The sequence below is a fragment of the Collinsella sp. AF33-16 genome (assembly GCF_003475325.1).
In the GTDB taxonomy this organism is placed as follows: domain Bacteria; phylum Actinomycetota; class Coriobacteriia; order Coriobacteriales; family Coriobacteriaceae; genus Collinsella.
Genome location: NZ_QRQC01000008.1, coordinates 1 through 19,686, shown reverse-complemented (window position 1 = coordinate 19,686; position 19,686 = coordinate 1). Strand labels below are relative to the sequence as shown.

Genomic DNA, 19,686 nt, shown 5'->3' with positions numbered 1-19,686 from the left:
CGGCATTAGTAGAAGTTCTGGATCCGCTGCAGATACATGACGGAATCGGGCAGGCCGCCCTCGCCAAAGGTCTTCTCGATGTACTCGATCAGGCCCTTCATCTCGTCGCGCACAAAGCTCACGTTCATGGACTCAAACTTCTTGAGCACCTTGCGGGCGATGATGTAGTCCATGCCGCCCAGCTCGGTGCCGCCGCACGCCACGTACACGGGGATAAAGTCGTACATCTGCTTGATGATACGGTTGCCAAAGGCCAGCTTAAATCGGGTCTGCAGGTACTGGTCCAGCTTGTGCATCTTCTGGAGCAGCTCGTCGTCGATCACGTACTCGACCTTGGCCTTTTGGAACAGATACTGCAGATGCTCGGCCGTCACGTGCACGCGCTCGTGCGGCTCGCACTCAAACGCGTCGGCGCGCTCGTTGAGCTCGATGGGGATCGCGCGGTCGTACACCTTGTCCGTGATGGTAAAGGTAGAGTCGTCGTTGTTGGCGGTGCCGATAAACCACAGGCTGTCGGGAATGGTGAGCTTGCCGTCGTGCAGGCCCTTGGGGTCGGCCGCCCACTGGGTAGGCACCAGGTCGAGCACCCACTCGTCGTGGCTGGGCATCTCGAGTACCGATAGGATCTCGGCAAAGTAGTACTCCACGCGGGCGAGGTTCATCTCGTCGAGCACGATCATGGACGGGTCCTGGCGAAGGCCCGCCTCGTACACGGCGCGGAGGAACTCGGTCTCGTTAAAGCGCTTGGAAAACTCGTTGAAGTAGCCCAGCACCTCGGTGCGATCGCGAAAGCTCGGCTGCACCGACACGATGGTCGCGGGGTTATCCAGATAGCGGCTAAAGCTGTAGGGCAGCGACGTCTTACCGGTACCCGAGATGCCCTCCAGGATCAGCAGCTTGGAGGCGGCCATGCCGGCCACAAAGCGGCGGATGATCTCGGGCGTGTAGTAGAGCTTCATTTGGCTGCATGCAAACGCGCGGAAGCTGTCGACAAAGTCCTCCAGCGAGATGGCATCGTCGTAGACCGGCGATTCCCAGTCGCGGTACTTAAGGTCCACGAGGGACAGCTTGGGAAAGCGGTTGGCCTGGGCGATCTCTTTTTCCTCGGCAAGGGTCTTGGCCTCGACGGTGGCCTTGGCCATGGCGGCTGCGGCATCCTTGACACCCTCGCCATCGAGCGCGAGCGACGCGTTGCCCGACATGACGGCCGTCGCCGCGGCGCCCTCGCCCGCAGGCGCACCGGCGCCCGCCGCGGCGCCCTCGCCCGCAGGCGCACCGGCGCCCGCAGCGGCGCCCACCACGTTGCCCACCGTCGGCAGGGGGTCGTCGGCCAGGGCCGAGGCGACCACGTACGGAATCTGCTTGGTACCGCCCATGGCATTGACCTTGAGCGCCAGCAGCTTGTTCTTCTCGTCCATCAGGTCGAGCACCTGCTTGTTCAGGCGGCCGATCTCGCGATAGAGCGCTTTGTTGGACGTGTCGTCGCGATGCAGGCGGCGGTTGATGCGGTAGCGGTGGACCAGGATGGCCACGATCAGCACGGGGACCGCGATGAGCATGGCAAACAGGATGACCGCGCCGATCTTGCCCACCAGGTCAAACGTGGTGAAGTAGGTCATAAAGATGTTGAAGTACTCAACCCAGCCAAACACCAGCAGGTTAAGGATGGAGCTCACGACGGCAACGACGTTGTAGACAACCTTTGCCAGCAGCTCCCAGGCAAATCCCAGAAACTCACTCACCGTCGGTATCCTCCTGCTTGGTCGCGCTCATCGCCGCCTCGGCCTCGGCCTTTAAACGACGGGCTTCCTCGAGCTTGGCCTCGGCCTGGGCGAGCTGCTCGGCGGCGTTATCGGCGGTGACGGCGGCGGTGTCACCCTTGCCCTCGGCGTCCACGATGGCGGCCGCGGCGGCCAGGCGGTCTTCCTCGGCCATGGCGCGCTTAAGGTTCATGCCCACCACGATAAGGTGATACACCTGGTAGATAAAGAACAGCAGCATGGGCAGCACGATTACGATGAGGAAGCCCATGGAGCTGGACAGGAAGTCCATGACCTTGCCCATCTGCGGCAGCGCGAACACGTACTTGCCCACGATGTCGCCGTCGCTGATGATGTGCGAATCGGCCACGTCGTTGTTATCGCCCTTGGTGGTAAAGCTGCGCATGCCGTTGATCTCGTCGATGGCGGCGATGCGGTGCGTGTTGAGCGCGTACTCGTTGTCGATAATGGTGTGGAACGTCACGATGTCGCCCACCTCGAGCTTGGAGGTGTCGCACTTTTTGATGACGATGAGGTCGCCCTTGTTAAACGTGGGCGCCATGGAGTCGGACTGTACGGCGAGCGGGGTGAAGCCGGCGATGTCCGAGACGCTGCCGTCCTCGCGCGTGGCGAGCGTGGTAAACGCGTACAGGGCCGCCACCAGGATGATGATCCACATGACGATGCTCAGTGCGATGGATGCGGCCTTTTTAACAGATTGCATGATGTCCCTTACTACCGTGTCTGACTAGGTCGTGCGCGGCCCGATGGCCGCCGTGCATATCTACTGTTCCTCGATGCCCTCAAAGCGCATCGAAACCGAATAGTTAGCTCCCTTTAGCATATTAGTGCAATTTGGGTCCGTTCCCTCGAGCCATATGCGAACGGCTACCGGCTTGTCCGTATCTTTTATTAGGTCGAACATGTCGCTGGCCGCGTTCGCTACTCCCGAGTCGAGCCCAAAGACGGTGGCCGAACCGGACGAGCCTCCGCCTCCGTTGGGGTTGTAGACCCAGGTGTGACCGTCGGCGGTAAAGCTCATGCGCATGGCGCTGGCCATGCCCTGCGTGTCGGAGCTAAACCGCGTGCCGGACGCGCCACCGTCGCCGTCCTGCCCGGTCAGGCGAACGCGCAGGTCCGTACTGCTCATAAAGTGCAGCGTGAACTCCAAGTAGGCGCCGGTCGCGGGATCGGCGGTGGAGCCGTCCTCGAAGGTAAAAGTCTGGTAGTCGCTCGTGGTGACGGGCTTGAGCCTGGATGCATCGATGTCCACGCCCTTTCCGCTGGCGATGCGTGCCGAGATCTGGTCGAAGCCCAGGCTGTGGACGTATTCGTCAAACGTGGAGTGCTCGTCCAGGTCAAAGCGCAGCGAGCCGTCGGCGTTGGCATCAATCATGAGCATGCGGGTCTTGGCGCTATCGGCGATGGAGAACCAGGCAAAGGTTGCCATGACTATCGCCACCAGGGCAAACAGCACCAGCACCACGGTGGTGGTGAGCTTGCGGCGCAAGTCGGTGTCGGCAGGTGCGGCGGCGCCGGCGGGCTTGCCGGTGGCGGGCGTGCAGCTGGCGGCGGGTTGCTTACGCGTCATGGCTACTCACCGTCCAGGGTCGCAAAGAGCGCCAGGTGCAGGGTGCCCGGGTCTTGATGCAGGTAGTCGGCGCTATCGGGGTCGGTTCCCTCGATGTAGTAATAGATGTCCAGGCGATAGGTCTGGCCCAGCGCCAGCGTGGCGAGCGAGTTTTGCGGGCGCTCGGCCGTCTCGCTCGTGTCCAGCGTATAAGCGGCCGGGTCCTGCGTCACGTTGGCACCGCAAGCGAGCTGGCCGTTTTGCCAGCCCAGGAGCATGCCATCGGCGTAGCCAGCAAGGCCAGCCGGGGCGGTCGTGGGATGCTCGCCGCGATGGCCGCTGTCGGAACTGTCGAGCTCAAAGATGTTGGTGGCAAGCACCTGGCTGCCGCTCGAGATCTTAATGCCCACGCGAGCCGCGCGCAGCAGCTCGGCGTTGGCGCCCTGCGGGACCAGCGATTCGGCCAGATACAGGCTCACCTTGCCCTTAACCTTGCTGGCGCCCGTGCCCGTAATGGTGGGACGCAGGTCAATCCAGCCGTGATAGTAGGTGGAGCCGTTGTCTTTTGCCTGCTCAAACACCGCGGCATCGCCGGCCGAGTTGTTTTGCGCGCAGGCCGCAAAGCCGTTGAGGTCAAAGGTCGAGACCGGGTAGAGCGTCACGGCCCCGCTCGCGGTGGAGGCCAGAGATGCATCGCCCTGCTGCGACCAGCTGCCGCGATCGGCGTCGCCCAGCTCTAGCACCAGCTTGGACGTGTCGCTGTGCACGCTCACCGAGTTGGTGTTGACCTTCATGTTGTTGGTAAACCAGGCGTAGGTCGCGACGCCCAAAGTGGCGGCGAGCGCCACCATAACGAGCGCGATGTAGGCACGCGCGCGACGGGCGTGACGGCGGACGGCGGCGCCCTCGAGGACCTGGCGATCGACGGACGCACTGGAGGGGGCCGCGGAGCTAGCGCTCTGGGTTTTGGCCTTGCGGTTATCTGCTGGCATGCGCTTCTTGTCTTCCATGTCGCTTCGCCCCCCTTATGCCTTGGCCGCGGCAAAGGCAAGCTGCAGCACCACATCGCGGGCCTGAGCCTCGTCGATGCAATTGGCGTCGCAGCCTTCCATGTACACAACGTAGCGAACGCTTGCCACCTCATTGGCGGCCAGCGTGCAGATGGGTGTGGCGCCTGCACGCGCCGTGGGCGTGTCGCCGGTGCCGTCCATGCTGTAGGCGCTTATGGCACGCGCGGGGTCGGCGGTGTAGGTCCAGCCCGAGGCACCGGGCGCCACGACCACGCCGTCTTGCGCGGTGGTACGCCTACTGGTGGCGCCCGAGGTGTCGCCCAGATCGTCGCAGGTAAAGATATGCGTTTGCGTGCCCGACTGAGTTGTAATGACCAGGCCCAGACGCAGCGCGGCCAGCAGCTGGGGGTCGTTCGTCACGCTCATCTGGCCCTGATACAGGTACACGTTGAGAGCACTATCGTGCCCCTTAAGGTACAGCGTGCCCGAAAGGGCGTAGTCGTCCAGCCGCGCGGTGCAGTCGGCGTAGTCGGTCGTGATGCCGGAGGCGTTTTGGAACGTGCCGCGCCAAAAGCGGGAAAGGTCTGCCGTCGAGATGGGATAGAGCGTCTTGTCGGCGGCGGCAAGCGTTGCCGTTGTGTCCCAGGGCCCGTTGGCCGAAAGGCCAATCTGCAGGTCGGAGCCCTCGTCGCTTACCGTGTGCGCCACGGGCGTCACGTTGGTGTAGCGCGAATTGCTAAACCACGCGTAGGTGGCAGCGCTCAGGGCGGCTACCAACACCAACATCCATGCAGCCGCGGCAACCATGCGACGACGCGAGTTTAGGATGTCTTTGATGTTCGAAGCACTCATGTCCAGCCCCCTTACGAACGCTTGCCGGCAAAGCGCAGCGCCAGCGATTGCAGGCTGGTGGCGGCCAGATTGTTGGTACAGTCGGGGTCGCAGCCTTCCAGCCACACGTACACGTCCACGCGCACGGGCGTGCTTCGGTCGGCGCCCTTGGCAGCGGCGGGCAGGCTGCAGATCTTGGTCGTGGCCTCCTTGAGGCCCACAATGCCGGTGTCTTCATTGTAGTCGCAGAAGTTTGCGCTGGTCAGCTGGTCAAAATGAACCGTTGTTCCATCGGAGCGGGTGCTGTCGAGCACCAGGTGATTCTGCTCGTTCTCGCCGGCATCCTTGCCGTCGAGCGTGTTGTAGCGCGCCTGGGGATTGCGCTCGCCCGAGACCTCAAAGACGTACTGGCCCGTAACGGTATCGCCCTGCCCCGGCGCATAGGTAACCAGGCCCACCCGCAGAGCGGTAGAGATGGGGTTTGCCGGGTCCTGCTCGGTAAAGTCAATGCCCGACAGGTACACGTCGGTCGCGGCAAAGTTGGTGGCCAGGTACAGGGAGGTCTTGTAGTAGTCGGAATGCTCTGCCGCGCCAAACATGCTGGCAAACAGCGAGTCCTGGGTGGTTCCACCAGTAAAACCCGTTACCTTTTGGAAGCCGTTGAGCACGTTGTCGGTCGAGACGGGATCGAGCAGGCCTGTAAAGCTCAGGCCGGCGTTGGTTTTGTATTCGCCGTCGTACTCGTTGGAGATAAGGAAGGTCACGCCCGTGCCCGCGGCCATCTTGACATCGGTGATGTGGCGGTTGGCGTTGTAGATGTACCAGGCATATGTTACGGCTCCGGCAGCAGCAAGGGCCACCAGCAACGTGGCGAGCATGCGATTGAACTGTTTTCGCAGTGAGCGCGCGTCCGACATGCCCCTCCCCCAGATGCCGCATCGTAAACTACCTGGACACCATTTGCCCATAATGGGAATATTTTACGCGAATGTGCAGTTCATCGGGGGTACAAACGCGACTTTTCGCGTACTGCTCGCACCGGATCGGGGGCCGATAGGGTCGCAAGTTGCCACTTTTTAAAAAATAGTTCTTGCCAGTGGGCGGGAGCTCCGTTATATTATTCCCTGCGCACTCGCGCACCCTTGATCGGGCGTTTAGCTCAGGGGGAGAGCGCTTCCCTGACACGGAAGAGGTCAGAAGTTCAAATCTTCTAACGCCCACCAAATGTTCGCAGCTCAGAGGCTTCGCCTCTGAGCTGTTTTGTTTTACGCCGCCAAGACAAAAGGACGCCGCTGCAGCCAAACCGCCCAAACAGCCCCGGTGATTGCCCCGATCAGGCGCGGTTGGGTCTCGCAGCCATATATAAATAACCCCCTATAAAGTGAGGTTTAATACTTTTCCCAGAAGTGAACGAGCTTATTTGGACCCCCGGAGCATCCACACTTTTTGACGTTAAAACCGCAGGATTCCAGCAGCAAAACCGCAGGAAACAAGCCCCTAAAAGTGTCGATGTTTCGGGGGTCCATTCTGACTCGTTCACTTCTCGGGAAAAGTATTAAACCTGGATATATGGCCGCTAATTCTAACCCCCTGTTACCGCCCCTACCAATACTGATGCGCATCGATAACGGCTTGCCAGAGCCAAAATCGCTTCGTTTCGGCACGCGCATGGGCAAAATATCGCTGCTCTGCACTCATCGCCTTGTTAAAGATGGGGCGCTTATTCCGATGCAGCTTCCGTCGGATGCGTTCGCACAGCCGAACGAGCTTGTCGTAGTCAATTGCTTGGTCGGTTGTCACCGTAAAATACGCTACTCCCTCAAGCAGTTCCAACTCGTTGCGGCGCTCGACATCCTTGTGGATCTTCTCGCGGCCGTCATGAATGGCATCGCTGTCGTAGTCGACCATCGCGGTCAGCACCTCTGGCAGCAGCCCGGCCTTTACTTTATCCCTGCCCACCTCGACTTTAGCCGTAAGCGTAATGTCGGGCGTGCGCTCCAACACGCGCAGTTTGCGCTCGCGCCCATCGTTGAGTCCATCGCGAATGAAAGCCTTCTTGTTGAGCTCGGCCTTGCCCAATGCATACCCGCCGTAGCGCGCAGGCAGCGACATAAACATGCACAGCCCCGACTCCCTCGGAGAGCGCGATCCCTCGATCACATACGCAAGCAGCGCCTTTGCCTTCGCGAGACCCCTTACCTTTGGGGACGCCTCGATATACGCCGCAATGAGCTCCTTCGTCGTGAGCCTGCCATCGCGCATGCCCCCATCCCTGCTTGTCACCCCGCCGGGAGCAAGGTTGTCCAGCCGATAGTCCGATGTCATGGCATAGCCGGCATAGATGGCCTCGGCTGCAGAGCCGTCGTGCGCAGCCTGCACAAACGCCAGCTCGGGAGCGCACACGTACGCATCCAGGCCGCCCATCCAGTGGCCCAGCGAGATAAACGAACCCGCCGGGAGCTCGTTGGTGCAGAGATGCGTCTTAACATGTTTGCTCCGCCGACGGTCGGCGCGCGACGGCACCAGCAAATCCAGCGTTTCGACCCCTAAATCATAGCGATCGATAAACTCCTGCGCCTCTTGGTCCAAGAGCGCGCAGGCGCCCGCAATCGACACGACCTCTGGTTCCGAATCCCCAAATCGAGGGTTCGGAATGTGCGCCAAAAGCGCCAACGCAGCGTTATGTGAAACGATAAAGTAGCTCATGGCGCGAAGATAACACGCGCGTCGGCGGCCGCCGGCGGTCCTGGTAAGTTTTCGGCAAACGACCGGCGGTTTTTTGCCGCAGCGCGTCCAAAGTGTTCATTCGTCGACGTCTAGCTGCAAATCCGTCAAGCTTTTGGCAAGGTTGCCGCTCAACTGACCAAAAGCTGACCATTTGCTTGCCCATTTACTTGACGGCACGACCTCGCCAAAATGCTCCGCGACTTCTCGGACGGTCGAAATGCTCGTTTAGCGACCACACACCCAGCGCTGGGGTATCCTTGGAGCACATGCACCGCAAGTCGCACAAAGGAGCCGCCATGCGCACCGAGCTCGATGTTCCCTTTTCGCACAAAGACCAGGCCAAGGCCCTGGGCGCCAAGTGGGACCGGGTCAAGAAGATCTGGTACGTGCCCGACGGCATCAACCCCGAGCCCTTTGCCGCGTGGCTGCCCGGCGTTGATCGCTCCGACCCCAGCGCGCCCTACATCTACCTGGTGCTGGGCAAGCGCGAATGTTGGAAGTGCCACGAGCAGACGACGGTCGCGGCCTTTGGCATTCCGTATTGGGCGGCCGAGGACTCGGGCAGCAAGGCCGCGCCCGGCGGCGCGCCCGCCATGGACGACGCGGGCCACATCGTGATCGACACCGCCTGCGCCAACGCCGTGGCCATCGTCCCCACGCTGGGCTGCGTGCCGGCCGAGATCCGCGACTACCTGCGCGAGCGCTGCGGCTACAAGCCCGTAACGTCGCGCACCACCAAGACCGTATCGCTCGCCAGCACCTGCACCGGCTGCGGCGCGCTGCAAGGCAGCCATTACCTGTTCGAGGAGCCCACGTCGCCGTTTGCACTCACGGCCATCAACAAGCTGCCCGCGCTGGAGTTCGTGCGCGTGGAAGTCGCCGGCGTCTACGGCATCCCCGCCAGCCAGGACAACTTTGACCAGGCGCTCTTCACCTGGGCACGCGACCACCACACCCAGTTCCACAAGACCTTGTACGAGGGGATTTACCTGTAGGGCATCTTATAAGGCAGAAACGGCTGAGCGTGGAAAATCTCCCGTTTTTGACAGCCCTTCAGCCCAAAAACGGGAGATTATCCACGCTCGGTTTTCGATCGTCCAAAAATCCTCGCTCGCCATCAGGCAATTAGGTGTCCGCATCGTCATAGGTAATGGCGCATCCACAGGTCGGGCATTGCTGAGGATAGACCGGGAGGCGCAGGCCCGTTCGAACCCGCGGGTCGGTGGCGTGCTTATCGCGGGCATCGATGAAGGTGATGTCTAGGCACGGAAGGTCTGTACCGCAGCAAGGACAGGGCAGACAGATTTGGCTGCAGCTGGCCTCGATGAGCGGAAATAAGCTCCGATCCATCAAAACGCGCGGTAAGTTACCGTATGCGCCGCGCGCGATATCGCTTCGCCATCCCATGGTCTCCCCTTTCCTGTTTTACCTGTTGAGAAGAGGATGGCAGGATCGTGCGGCTCTCGTTGCGGCGCGACGCGATCCGATCAATCGACATGATTGGGTTGCGACGGGCCACGCCCAGCTAATACGGAGCAACGGCTTCCGCCCGGCGCCGCGATTCCGAGAAATCAAACTCGGCACGATGAGCCTCGAGGAATCGAGCGTTGGGACGCAGGCGATGTTCGTCCGGCTCACGCAACACCGACCCTGCAAACGCCGCATAGTCCGTATGCCGCAGAAGATACGACCCGCAAAGTTGATAGTCGCCACGCACCAGCTCAAACGAAATCAAATGAGCATCGAACAGCGAGTGCAAGTCACGGCGCAGCAGAATACCGTTGCTGACAACTTGCGACTTGGGACCCGAGTAGTTCTCGATATGCGCGGCCTCGAGAGCTTCATCCACATTGCAGCCCGAGACGGCACATCGACCGGTATAAGCCTCAAAAAGCTGATTGCGAAAACGCTGCTGGCCGATTCGCTCGCGACGCAACGCATACCGGACCTTTTCATCGTCGCTCGCTGGAGTGCCGGAAAACTCCGCCGCGACCGGAGCGTCCTTCATGTAGCTCATATCAGGGAAGAAACGCGCATCGGGTCCGCCCTTGTGGACGGGACCGTGCAGCACAAACCAGCTGTTCTCGGGCTCGTAACGCTCAACGAACGCTAGGCCCAGCACTTTGTAGCCGGCGCTCGTTGCAAAGAACACGCCAACGGGAACGCCGCACTCCATGCAGTTGATCATCTTTTGGTTGTAGTCCTGGTCGCGCCAGTTTTCGACCGAAGCACTTTGCGACGAGTACTTGAGCACCCACGTGCCGTCCTCAAGATAGAGCGGCGGAACATCGGGGTAGGCGCCGCGCTTGGAATTGTGCACCGAAAGGGCGAAGGTCTTTTCGCGCGGCTGATTAACGCGCCCGCGACCAGGCCAAAAGATGCCCGAATCGCGCGACACCGGAAAGAGCTCAGAATCAATCGTCAGGCGAAAGGGATATTGAGGGCTATCGGCATTGGTGCGATGCGGGAGTTTGTCCCATAGGCCGCCACGCTGCTCCTCGCGCAAGAACCATTCCCAAGCCTGAACATATTCGGACGGCACAACGCTGCAAGCGCGGTCGAAACTCGGCCGAGCAATCAGCGGAACACTAGAAGCAATGCCGTCCATAAGGAACCTCCAGGAAGAACAGTTCTTCACATTATCGCCGACCCCGAGCGATATGCGACAAAGTGCTTCCAGCGGACAGCCACAAAAAAAGGGGCCGCTTCAATCGAAGCGGCCCCTTTAGGCAGTTTAATTGTTGTCTTGCCTCTACTTAGAGTCAGGCACGATGCCGACCAGGCTAACCGTTACATCGAAGGTCGGACTTCCTTCACCAACATCGAGGCCGGACATGTTCTGACAATCGCTGTCAGTGCCTTCCATCCAAATGACAACCTTGAAGTTTGTCCCGCTGTAACCAACATGAGCGAGCATCTGAGCGTCGCCCGTCGGCTTTACGTAGGAGTCACCGCTTCCAGTTGCTCCCCAGTTTTTACTGTTCTGGTCAATCATATTGCCACCGCACACATGGGCATAGGACGGCGCCATGGTCACCGAGAGGCTGTCGGGATTCACGCAACTCCAGCCTTCGGTAGCAGAAACATCGTTTCCCTTGCCTGTCGGAAGGACCGGAGCATAAACAACCTTGAGCTCGTCATTAATCAGCAGACCAACACGAAGGCTGCCTTTGATTTTGTCAAACCAATCTTTCGAAGCGCCTTCCGACGCAGTCACAACAACGGGACCGTTCGAGCTGCTGTTGTCGAGATAGACGTCAGCCTCGCCAGTCTGGTTAATCGTGTAGAGCGTATATTCCGCCATCGTATAGGCGTAATAAGTCTCGGTATCTCCCTTGAGCGTATAGGAACCCTCAAGCTGCTTAGAAATCGTTGCCTTCTGGTAACCACTCACATCTGTACCATTCCATGATTTTGGTACAAACCAGCTATGGGCATCGTCCGTGGAAGACGGACTGATCTCATGGCCAGTGCTTGCGGCGGTCGTCTGATGATCGCTACCGTCATGAATGGCATTTGGGCCGGACGCAATTTGGAGGACCATGCCGTTTGCCTGGGCGCTAACGGTACTGGTGGTGCCGTCAACCTTTGTGTTTGAAACGAACCAGGCATACGTTGCAGAGCCAAGCGCAACCGCTGCCATAACGACTGACAAGGCTGCGATCGCAAGCTGCTTTTTCATCTGCTTAACGCTCAACGGAAATCCTCCTCTCTAAAGAAAAAGGCGGGGGACACCTCTCCCCCGCCTTGTTTAGCTGCTTATCCCGCTAGTTCTTATCGGTCTGAGTAGAGGTAGCAGTGAAGACAACGTTAATGCGCTTGGAAGCCGTCTTCAGATTCTCAAGATTGTTCGTAAAGACCTGAGCATCGTCACCATCGTAGAAGACATACATTTCAACGGTTGTCTCATCCTCGCCAATCTTATCGGCAAGCTTATGCGTGGTGTCAGAAGAGGAGACAATGCCGTCCTTATTGCAAAGCACCCAGTTCGTCCCGCTCATGACCAGCACGCGAAGCGCAGAATCAAATTTATCATTATCGCCTGTGGCACCCGTAATTTTGGCCGAATCAACTACAAGATTGGTGAGCTCAGCGCCCTTTGAGCCAACATAAAAGGTGTTCTTTACGGCATACTTTCCAGTAACCGCGGCGGCAGGCGTGCCGGCAGCGTCGGCGCCCTGAGCAGGAACAAGCTTGACGGTATTGTCGACCTTCAAGCCATCAGTCGCACTGGTACCGAATGCCGTATAGAAGTTAGCCAGCGTATCGTACGGAGTCGTGTCGGCGCCATTTGCCCAATGAGCCGGATAAAGCGGCGTGTTCGCAACAGAAGAATCATCCGTGCGAAGATCCTTAGACGGTTCATTCTCATCACGAATATACATGAACGCAGAGTTCGACTGAGCAGAAATCTTACTGGTCGTTGCGTCGACCTTGTTGTTGCTCACAAACCATGCGAACGTGGCAGAGCCCAGTGCTACGGCTGCTACCAGCACCATGGCGATGGCGGCGCCCATCTGCTTCTTTAATGCCTTGGTATCCATACGGACCCCTTTCTTTCCCCATTCATCCCAGATGACCCTCGAGAAGCCCGGAAGGGGAGCCCGCGCTTTCGTGTTGGATGTTGCTTGCCCATCCTTTAGACATGGAATTGAGAATACCATAATTCTTACGATTTCCTTATGAGTTTTCGGCAGCCTACATTCCGGCAGATTCATAGGTCTACCTCTGGTTATATGCGGTGCTACATGAACATCGTTTACCTTATTTGATCTCTCTCCCGCGCAGTCATAAGCCCCTCTTAAGCCTTGCGACCGCAGCGCCATGCCAACGCACACATTCGCCCTCCGCCGAGCTTCGCCCTAGCCCTTCCCCACCCGCTATACTGATGTAGCACGTGTAATTTCTGCCTGCTTATGCGGGCTATTTGCCGGGAGGACTCTATGGCTGCCGCCAATCAACCCAAGGGAAGCGTTTCTACCGGATCGATCAAGCCGGTGACGCGCAAAGCCGTTCGTTGTCAGCGCGAAGTTGCCTGGCTGGTCACGCAAGCGGCCGGTAAGCTCGTCGCCACCACCGACGACGTCAACGCGCCCACACCCAGCTTTGTGCTGGCGGCGGCGTTGTCATATGCCCGCGAGCAGGAGCAGACCGCCCGGGACCGTGGCGCCGCGATCGACTACAAGGCCGTCATGGGCTCCGACCTCGCGAGCTTTTGTGCGGCCGCGGGGCTGCCCGCAGCGCCCAACGCGCTTTCGGACGCGGGCTACATGTTCACGCTCTCGGGCGCGGATCTGATCCGCGACATCTATGCCTACTGCGGCGACCTGGGCGAGCGCATGAGAGATCCGGTGCAGGTCAAACCGGGCTACGCGATCAAGCTCGCGTTGCGGTTGTTCTTGCTGGACGACGCCGCTGGCAACGGCGCTACCTCCGCCGACAACGCCTCCGCATAACAAAAGCGCCGGGTCGGGAAATCACTCCCGGCCCGGCGCTTCTTCGTTCTACTTGTCCCCGTCCCCCGCGGGCGAGTTCTTTTGGTTGCGACGGTTACTCCAGGTCACGTTGTGTTCCTTGTAGTAATCGGGCGCCTCGTTGCCGCTCGCGCTAATGGGGTCGTTGCCGGTCAGGGTGTCGGCAATATCCTGCACGAATTTAATGAACAGGCTCGAGTCGTCGGTCTCGGACGAATCAAAGTCAAAGCCAAACTCCACCGCACCGCCGATGATCTTGTCCACGCACTCCGGGTCGTCGCCGTCCAGCCAAATGACCACGGTGTACTTGTCCACATCGCCCACGCGAAAGTTCTTGTGGCTAATGGTCGTCACCACGTCCTTGGACGCAAACGGCTCGGTGTTGGGCTCGGGGCTGCCGTCGGCCGTTGCCGCCGCATAGGTGGTGGGCTCGCCGTTGCGGTACACCCGCACGCGCGCCGCCTTCTCCACGCCCTTGCTGGCGCTGACCACCTTGAGCTTGGCGCTGTAGCCCAGATCGGTCTTGCCGGCGTTGCGGATATAGAAGGTGTACGCCACATAGTTCTTGCCGTTGTGGCTGCCGTCGATGTTATCCAGGTTGTCGGGCAGGTCGTCGGCAGCGATATTGGTGCCGTTGTCCACGGCGTCGGCCGCCAGGCGCGCGGTGGCGTTGTTAAAGTCGCCATTGTCGGCAATGGCCACGCCGCGGCGGAACAGCTCCAGGCGGTTGAGGTTGATGGTGAAGTTACCCATGTTTTCCTGCATAAACGACAGGGCAAACAGCACGCCAAAGGCAAGCGCCAGCACCACGAGGGCTTTTTGTAGCTTGTCCATGCGCAGCAGCGCCGTGCCGATGCGCTCCATGCGGCGCTTGGGCATGTACATGGACACGACCGCGTCGGGGTCGATGTCGTCGAGGTCCTGGTCGGCCAGCGCCTGCTCCAGCTCCTCGATGCGCACCACGCCGCGCAAGTCGCGCTTGGGCTTGCGCTTGGGTTTGGGTTTGGGCTTGGACTTGGGCTTGCCGAAGCGCTTGCGGGAGGCGGGGGGCTGGTCGGGCGCGGAGTCCTCGCCGGGCGCGTCCTCGGCGTTGGCGCCGGGAGCGTCCTGTAGCGCGTCCTCGGCTTGGTCCTCGGTCAAACCCTCGGCCAAATCCTCGGCAGCTTGATCTTTGTTGTCGTTACGCTTGAACAGAGCCATGGCGATCAGATCTTATATTTCGTGCGAATGTAGCCGACGTATTCTTTGACGAGCTCGCGCTCCATGTCGTCGGCGTAGCGGAACTGCAGGCCGCAGACGTTGCGGTACAGGCTGCCCTTGGGCGCGCGGCGCACCCAGCACACGATGCCCAGCTGCTCGGGCAGCTCGTGGCGCTCGCCCTGCAGGCGGATCGTGGGCATTTGCACGGCCAGGGCCTCGCCCACGTCGGGATAATCGTTGAGGTAGACGGCCAGGCCGCCGGCCGAGACGTCGATGGTCATGGCGTCCTCGGGCTCGGAGGCGGCCGCGTTGTCGCGCTGGTAGGTAAGGCGCATGGCGACCTTAAAACGCTCGTCGCGGCGCTTGACAAAGGTGCGCTGCTCGGCGACTTTGCGCATTTTCCAGTAGGTGCGGATGCCTTTTTTCTCGACTGCCTCGGGATAGCCGGCGAGCACGAACGTCTCCTCGCCCACTTTGTATTGCAGCAGCAGCTTTTGGTTTTCGTCCATGATGAGCGGCTTGCCGGCGAGCATGGGCGCGCTCATAAGGAAGTACGCGTCGTCCAGGTTCTCTTTGTACGTGGCGAGCATGTTGAAGTCGGTTTTTTGGCCCATGGGCACGTCGAATGCCACCTGAAGCTTGGTCCCCGGCGTTATCTGTTGCTCTGCCATGTTGTCTCCCCCAGTCGCGGGCGCCGATATCATCGTCGTGCGCGATGCACATTGGGCTATTGTACCTGCTTTGCCGCAGGTTTCGATGTGCAGCGCGTGAAATGGCGGGATGCAGGGCGCGGGTGAACGCGCAGCTGCTCCGCGCGCGGCATTAATCTGACAGCGATGCATGCCCCCGACAGTCCGTCTGTCTATCTCTCAGCCATCTCTCATTTATCTCTCAGCTTAGAGATGAGTGAGAGATGAGAGACAAAAATGCCGTTATCGGTTCAAGCAAATCACGTTCGCGCAGGTAAACTCATGTATACGGGAACTTTGACTCGATCCCTAGCCACCTTGCAGCATTGTTATCTCTCATATTTATCTCTCGTCTTTCAGCTATCTCTCGTGTTAGTGACGAATGAGAGATGAGAGATGCGTGAGTGATGGACGAGTGTGATTTTTTGGACGGTCGGAAAAACCCTCAAATAAAAAACGGGGCCGGCCTTACGCCGAGCCCCGTTTTCAAACGGTCAGTTAGTTATCCAACGCGCGAGCATAGCAGTCAACATTACGCCGCCGCGAACACTCCCAAGCCCGTTCCGATGATGCAGATTGCGAAGATGCCCAAGATGATCCAAATGGTCTTGACGCCCTTTTTATAGAGGGCAACGCAAGCGAACGTTGCCAGCAAGGGCAGCAGACCGGGGAAGATCGAATCGAACAGATCCTGCAGGACAATCTCCGAACCACCCACGTCAAAGGTCAAAGCCGTGGACAGCGAGACCTGTGCCGCAATCATGGCGCCGATAACGGTCATTCCGAGAACACCGGCAGCATGCGTCATGCGAGACATAAGGTTGCTCTCTTCGGACTGCTGCAAAAACTTGGTTCCCAAGTCGTAACCCAGATGGGCGGCGACGATACGCGTTGCAAAGTTAATCACGGAGTAGATAAGCGCGTACACGATGGGGCCGAGCGGGTTGCCCGTCGAAGCGATGCCAATACCAATGCCGGCGGCAACCACGCGGAACGTACCCCAGTAGAACGAATCGCCGATGCCGGAAAGCGGTCCCATAAGGCCGACCTTCATGGCGTTAATCGAGGACGTGTCGAAGTTCTTATCGGCAGCCGCCTGCTCTTCCATCGAAACCGTTAGGCCGGCTACAAACGGAAGCACATGAGGCGTGATGTTAAAGAACTCGGTATGGCGATCGAGCGCCGCATAGTAATCGTCGTCGTTGGGATAGATCTTTCGCAGGGGCTTCTGAATGGTGTACATGAAGCCCATTGCCATCATCTTGTCGTACGACTGCGAGCACTGGCTCGTAAACTGGCGAAGGAACATGCTCCGATACATATCGGGAGTCATAATCGCGTCCTTCTTGGCCTCTTTGAGGTCGGTGTTCTGGATAGCCATTAGAAGTCCTCCTCTTCATCTGCAGCAACCGTCTGCGGACCGGACGAGCCCTCGCGGAAGGCCAGGAGCAGCGCGACGCAAATGGCAGCTGCGGCGACGCCGACCACGTCCATCTTGAGGTAGATGACCATAATGAAGCCCAGGAACAGCCAGGGAAGGAGCTTGTTATCGCCCATGGTCCTGATAAGAAGAGCGAAGCCGATGCAGACCATGACGCCGGACGCAACGTTGAGGCCGTCCATCACAAACTGCGGAATCGCGCTGAGCGCATTGTTGATAAGGTCGGCACCAAAGAACAGCGAGCCAAACACCAGCAGTGCAGACGGAATGCCAATCGACAGCGGCACGATGGTCAGATGGTACAGATTCGCCTTGGCAAGATCGCGATTTGCCAGAGCGGTCTCAATCTTCTTGCAGGCAAAGGCACCCGGAACGGCGTAGCAGAAGTTGCGCCACACCTGAAGGAAGACGGAGACGGGAAGGGCGAGCGCGACGGCAGTTGCCGTGCCCGTACCCGTAATGACGGCAAACGCGCAGCCAAGCACGCCGGAGGCATAGACCTCGGGAGGAACCGCCGCGCCGACCATGATGGCGCCCATGAACATGGACTCCAAAGCAGCGCCGACGATAACGCCCTGCTGGACATCGCCAAGAATCAAGCCGACAAACAGGCTCGTAAACAGCGGACGACCAAGCATCGTAATGCCAAATAATTGCTCGTCCATGGACGCAATAAATGCGACCAGTGCAACTAGAAGATACTGGACAACCATTTCGATCAACCCCAGAAACAGGTCTGCAGGCGAGGCATTCTGCGCAGCTCGCCTGCAGACAACCGCAGCAATTTGAGAGGATTAGTAGTTCATCTGGTGATAGTAACGACGCGTGGTGAGCGGGTGGTTACGGACGTGCTCGAGATGGCAGCTCAGACGCTCGGTGATGGTGTAGGTGACCATCGGGGAAACGATCTTGCGGAACTCGGGGTCGCTGAACGGCAGCTCGACCTCGGCGGTGTCAAACTTGTTCACGCGGACGTTGACGCCCTTCTCGTCGGCGAGCATGTGAGTGAAGTTGTCCACGCGGTCCATGAGCTTACGGGTGTCATCCTCGCCGTAGAGCATGATGAGGCTCGTGCCTTCCTCGCACAGCTCGATGGTGCCGTGGAAGAACTCGGCGGCGTGGATGGACTTGGTCTTGATCCACTGCATCTCCTCGAGGATGCACATGGCGTAGTCGTAGGCCTCACCCCAGAGCATGCCGGAGCCAATCACCATGTGGTAATCGGTGTCCTTGAAGTCCTCGGCCATGGCGGCGCAGCGCTCGTCCTGAGCGTCCTTGGCCTTGATGAGGTACGGAGCGATGTTGCCGAACTCTTCCATGAAGGTGTCGTACTTGGGGAAGGCGCCGGCGTTCTTGAGGAAGCGGGCGACCAGCGTGATCTGGTAGGTGTAGATGGCCTCGCACAGAACGTCGTCCTCGGCGAAGCTGAAGAACTTGTAATCGGCGTACTCGGTGGCCGGGGTGTTGTCGTTGGAGACATACATCAGCGTGCGGGCGCCCTGCTCCTGGCAGAACTTGGCAGCCTCAATGATCTCGGGGGTGGTGCCGGTACGGGTGGAGAAGACGCAGACAGAATCCTTGTTGAAGGTCTTGGGCGGGCAGGCGAGGAACTCTGCGGCGATCTCGCAGTGGACATCGACGTCGGCCGTGGTGGTCTCGACCCAATACTTCATCGGGAGCGTGTGGGCCCAGGTGCCGCCGCAGCCGATGAAGAAGATGTTGGAATAACCCTGCTCGCAGACCTCGTCCACGGCAGCCTCAATCTGAGGACGGAGAGCGAGGGCATCGCTCACAACCTTCTCGTAACGAGGCTCATCGAAATTGAACATCCCTTACTCCTAACTCACTTGGATGAACCCTTCATTCATCCCATGACGTTATAATACTTTATATAACTAACTATGCAAGAACTATTTCAGATTTTTTTTGATTTTTCTTTAATAAAAAGCCCGCCGATCAAATGATCGACGGGCATAGGCATAGAGCATTGGTTCAATAAATGCCGAGCATCAACGTGTTTCCGGCTAGAAAACGTCCTTGGCAAACACCTTAGCGTCATTGGGGACCTGACGGATTTCGATGGCCACGCCATCGCCCAGGAGCTCTTGGATATGCTCGGCATCTTTCTCGGTCGCAAAGATCGCAGGGGTCGGATGAAGCGTGGTCTCAGGGGTCTTTCGGGTTCCGCCCAGATTGATCTCTTTGATGTCTTTGCAACCCTTAGCGAGACGATAGACATCTTCAATCGTCTCAGTGATGATAAACAGCGAATACTTGTCGGTAACGCCGCTGTTGAGCGCCTCGATAGCAGCGTCAACATCCTTGATGACGAGTTTAACGCCGTTGGGGCGGGCGAGCCTCAAGGCCGCCTTCCTCATGTCGTCTTTTGCCACAGCATCGCTGGCAAGCAAGATGCAATCTACATCCAAAGCGTGAGTCCAGGACATGGCAACTTGGCCGTGAATCAGTCGGTAATCAACTCTCGTAAGCTTAATCATCGTTATCATCTCCGCACGTGATAAAGGGAATGACAGGTGTGGCCCCTAGCTAGGGCTCGAACCAGAACTAACTAGAACTCTTCTTCCTCGGCGCCGGCAAGCATGTCCGCCGCCTCGCAAAGCTGAATAAACGAACGCGATCCCTCGACCGCGGCTTTGGCCTTGTCCGCATCCAGGGAGTCCATCTGTGTAACCATTTCCACCAGCAGCGGCAAGTTCATTCCAGCGATTAACGTAAACGATCCGTCGGTCTGCCTCTGAATGAATTCGTTGTTTACAGAGCCGCCAAAGATGTCAGTCACGACAAACCAAGAGTCGGCAGGGTCCCTCGTCTCCATCCATGCATCAATCAACGCCGCGACGTCCCTTGAATCGTCATCGACATAGGCGCACAGGCACTCGATTCGGTCGTTGGTGCCCATCAGAATCTCCAGAGAGCTTTTCATGCCTTGATTCTCATTTTCATTGCAACAGCCTCAGGACTCA

General features: G+C 59.0%; 20 protein-coding genes and 1 tRNA gene. 3 read left to right on the top strand and 18 right to left on the bottom strand.

The window, feature by feature from the left end; translation table 11 throughout:
• Nucleotides 1–5: 5 nt before the first annotated feature.
• Genes DWZ52_RS09935 through DWZ52_RS04145 form a run of 6 tightly spaced genes read right to left on the bottom strand, consistent with a single transcriptional unit; the run spans nucleotide 6 to nucleotide 6,088 of the window.
• Nucleotides 6–1,742: a hypothetical protein gene (locus tag DWZ52_RS09935; protein WP_158572409.1), complete on the bottom strand. Its 1,737-nt coding sequence runs from the start codon at nucleotides 1,740–1,742 to the stop codon at nucleotides 6–8.
• The gene (locus DWZ52_RS04165; RefSeq protein WP_118384968.1) at nucleotides 1,735–2,484 is read right to left on the bottom strand and encodes a signal peptidase I; all 750 of its coding nucleotides are present in this window, start codon (nucleotides 2,482–2,484) and stop codon (nucleotides 1,735–1,737) included. The genes DWZ52_RS09935 and DWZ52_RS04165 overlap by 8 nt, the downstream gene beginning before the upstream one ends.
• 60 nt (nucleotides 2,485–2,544) lie before the next feature.
• Nucleotides 2,545–3,351 (bottom strand): hypothetical protein, encoded by an 807-nt coding sequence (locus DWZ52_RS04160; RefSeq protein ID WP_118328405.1) that lies wholly within the window; start codon nucleotides 3,349–3,351, stop codon nucleotides 2,545–2,547.
• Between the two features lie 2 nt (nucleotides 3,352–3,353).
• Nucleotides 3,354–4,340 carry a hypothetical protein gene (locus DWZ52_RS04155; protein WP_118328406.1) on the bottom strand — a complete coding sequence of 329 codons (987 nt, stop codon included), beginning with the start codon at nucleotides 4,338–4,340 and terminating at the stop codon, nucleotides 3,354–3,356.
• A gap of 15 nt (nucleotides 4,341–4,355) precedes the next feature.
• Nucleotides 4,356–5,192 carry a hypothetical protein gene (locus DWZ52_RS04150; protein WP_118384967.1) on the bottom strand — a complete coding sequence of 279 codons (837 nt, stop codon included), beginning with the start codon at nucleotides 5,190–5,192 and terminating at the stop codon, nucleotides 4,356–4,358.
• A gap of 11 nt (nucleotides 5,193–5,203) precedes the next feature.
• Nucleotides 5,204–6,088, bottom strand: a complete 885-nt coding sequence (locus tag DWZ52_RS04145) for a hypothetical protein (RefSeq protein WP_118384966.1) — start codon at nucleotides 6,086–6,088, stop codon at nucleotides 5,204–5,206.
• Between the two features lie 231 nt (nucleotides 6,089–6,319).
• On the opposite strand from DWZ52_RS04145, the gene DWZ52_RS04140 reads away from it, so the two are divergent.
• Nucleotides 6,320–6,394: transfer RNA gene (locus DWZ52_RS04140), tRNA-Val, on the top strand.
• Nucleotides 6,395–6,773: 379 nt separating this feature from the next.
• On the opposite strand, the gene DWZ52_RS04135 is transcribed toward DWZ52_RS04140, so the two are convergent.
• Entirely contained in the window at nucleotides 6,774–7,787 is a 1,014-nt protein-coding gene (locus tag DWZ52_RS04135; protein ID WP_118384965.1) for a hypothetical protein, read from the bottom strand.
• Between the two features lie 407 nt (nucleotides 7,788–8,194).
• On the opposite strand from DWZ52_RS04135, the gene DWZ52_RS04130 reads away from it, so the two are divergent.
• Nucleotides 8,195–8,893 carry a DUF5710 domain-containing protein gene (locus tag DWZ52_RS04130; RefSeq protein ID WP_118384964.1) on the top strand — a complete coding sequence of 233 codons (699 nt, stop codon included), beginning with the start codon at nucleotides 8,195–8,197 and terminating at the stop codon, nucleotides 8,891–8,893.
• Nucleotides 8,894–9,023: 130 nt separating this feature from the next.
• On the opposite strand, the gene DWZ52_RS04125 is transcribed toward DWZ52_RS04130, so the two are convergent.
• The 4 genes from DWZ52_RS04125 to DWZ52_RS04110 all read right to left on the bottom strand — a co-directional run bounded on the left by DWZ52_RS04125 (nucleotide 9,024) and on the right by DWZ52_RS04110 (nucleotide 12,442).
• Nucleotides 9,024–9,305, bottom strand: a complete 282-nt coding sequence (locus DWZ52_RS04125) for a hypothetical protein (RefSeq protein ID WP_118256698.1) — start codon at nucleotides 9,303–9,305, stop codon at nucleotides 9,024–9,026.
• A gap of 118 nt (nucleotides 9,306–9,423) precedes the next feature.
• Nucleotides 9,424–10,506 carry an HNH endonuclease gene (locus tag DWZ52_RS04120; RefSeq protein ID WP_118256699.1) on the bottom strand — a complete coding sequence of 361 codons (1,083 nt, stop codon included), beginning with the start codon at nucleotides 10,504–10,506 and terminating at the stop codon, nucleotides 9,424–9,426.
• 144 nt (nucleotides 10,507–10,650) lie between these two features.
• A complete protein-coding gene (locus DWZ52_RS04115; RefSeq protein WP_117634349.1) occupies nucleotides 10,651–11,595 on the bottom strand; it encodes a hypothetical protein in 945 nt (314 codons plus the stop codon).
• Nucleotides 11,596–11,665: 70 nt separating this feature from the next.
• On the bottom strand, nucleotides 11,666–12,442 hold the full coding sequence (locus tag DWZ52_RS04110) for a hypothetical protein (protein WP_117634351.1): 777 nt from the start codon (nucleotides 12,440–12,442) through the stop codon (nucleotides 11,666–11,668).
• Nucleotides 12,443–12,841: 399 nt separating this feature from the next.
• Here DWZ52_RS04110 and DWZ52_RS04105 point away from each other — a divergent pair, with 399 nt between their 5' ends.
• Complete coding sequence (locus tag DWZ52_RS04105; protein ID WP_118328413.1) at nucleotides 12,842–13,354, top strand: hypothetical protein; 513 nt, start codon at nucleotides 12,842–12,844, stop codon at nucleotides 13,352–13,354.
• 48 nt (nucleotides 13,355–13,402) lie between these two features.
• Here DWZ52_RS04105 and DWZ52_RS04100 read toward each other — a convergent pair whose 3' ends face one another.
• The 7 genes from DWZ52_RS04100 to DWZ52_RS04070 all read right to left on the bottom strand — a co-directional run bounded on the left by DWZ52_RS04100 (nucleotide 13,403) and on the right by DWZ52_RS04070 (nucleotide 19,646).
• The gene (locus tag DWZ52_RS04100; protein WP_117655660.1) at nucleotides 13,403–14,572 is read right to left on the bottom strand and encodes a hypothetical protein; all 1,170 of its coding nucleotides are present in this window, start codon (nucleotides 14,570–14,572) and stop codon (nucleotides 13,403–13,405) included.
• Between the two features lie 5 nt (nucleotides 14,573–14,577).
• A complete protein-coding gene (locus DWZ52_RS04095; RefSeq protein ID WP_158572408.1) occupies nucleotides 14,578–15,243 on the bottom strand; it encodes a PilZ domain-containing protein in 666 nt (221 codons plus the stop codon).
• Between the two features lie 550 nt (nucleotides 15,244–15,793).
• A complete protein-coding gene (locus DWZ52_RS04090) occupies nucleotides 15,794–16,642 on the bottom strand; it encodes a PTS system mannose/fructose/sorbose family transporter subunit IID (RefSeq protein ID WP_192924133.1) in 849 nt (282 codons plus the stop codon).
• Nucleotides 16,642–17,415, bottom strand: a complete 774-nt coding sequence (locus tag DWZ52_RS04085; RefSeq protein ID WP_117716592.1) for a PTS sugar transporter subunit IIC — start codon at nucleotides 17,413–17,415, stop codon at nucleotides 16,642–16,644. Before DWZ52_RS04085 ends, DWZ52_RS04090 begins: the two co-directional genes overlap by 1 nt.
• Nucleotides 17,416–17,496: 81 nt before the next feature.
• Entirely contained in the window at nucleotides 17,497–18,531 is a 1,035-nt protein-coding gene (locus tag DWZ52_RS04080; protein WP_117640663.1) for an SIS domain-containing protein, read from the bottom strand.
• Nucleotides 18,532–18,726: 195 nt separating this feature from the next.
• Nucleotides 18,727–19,200, bottom strand: coding sequence for a PTS sugar transporter subunit IIB (locus DWZ52_RS04075; RefSeq protein WP_117634363.1), 474 nt, complete (start codon nucleotides 19,198–19,200; stop codon nucleotides 18,727–18,729).
• A gap of 71 nt (nucleotides 19,201–19,271) precedes the next feature.
• Nucleotides 19,272–19,646: a PTS sugar transporter subunit IIA gene (locus DWZ52_RS04070; RefSeq protein WP_118384962.1), complete on the bottom strand. Its 375-nt coding sequence runs from the start codon at nucleotides 19,644–19,646 to the stop codon at nucleotides 19,272–19,274.
• Between the last annotated feature and the right edge of the window lie 40 nt (nucleotides 19,647–19,686).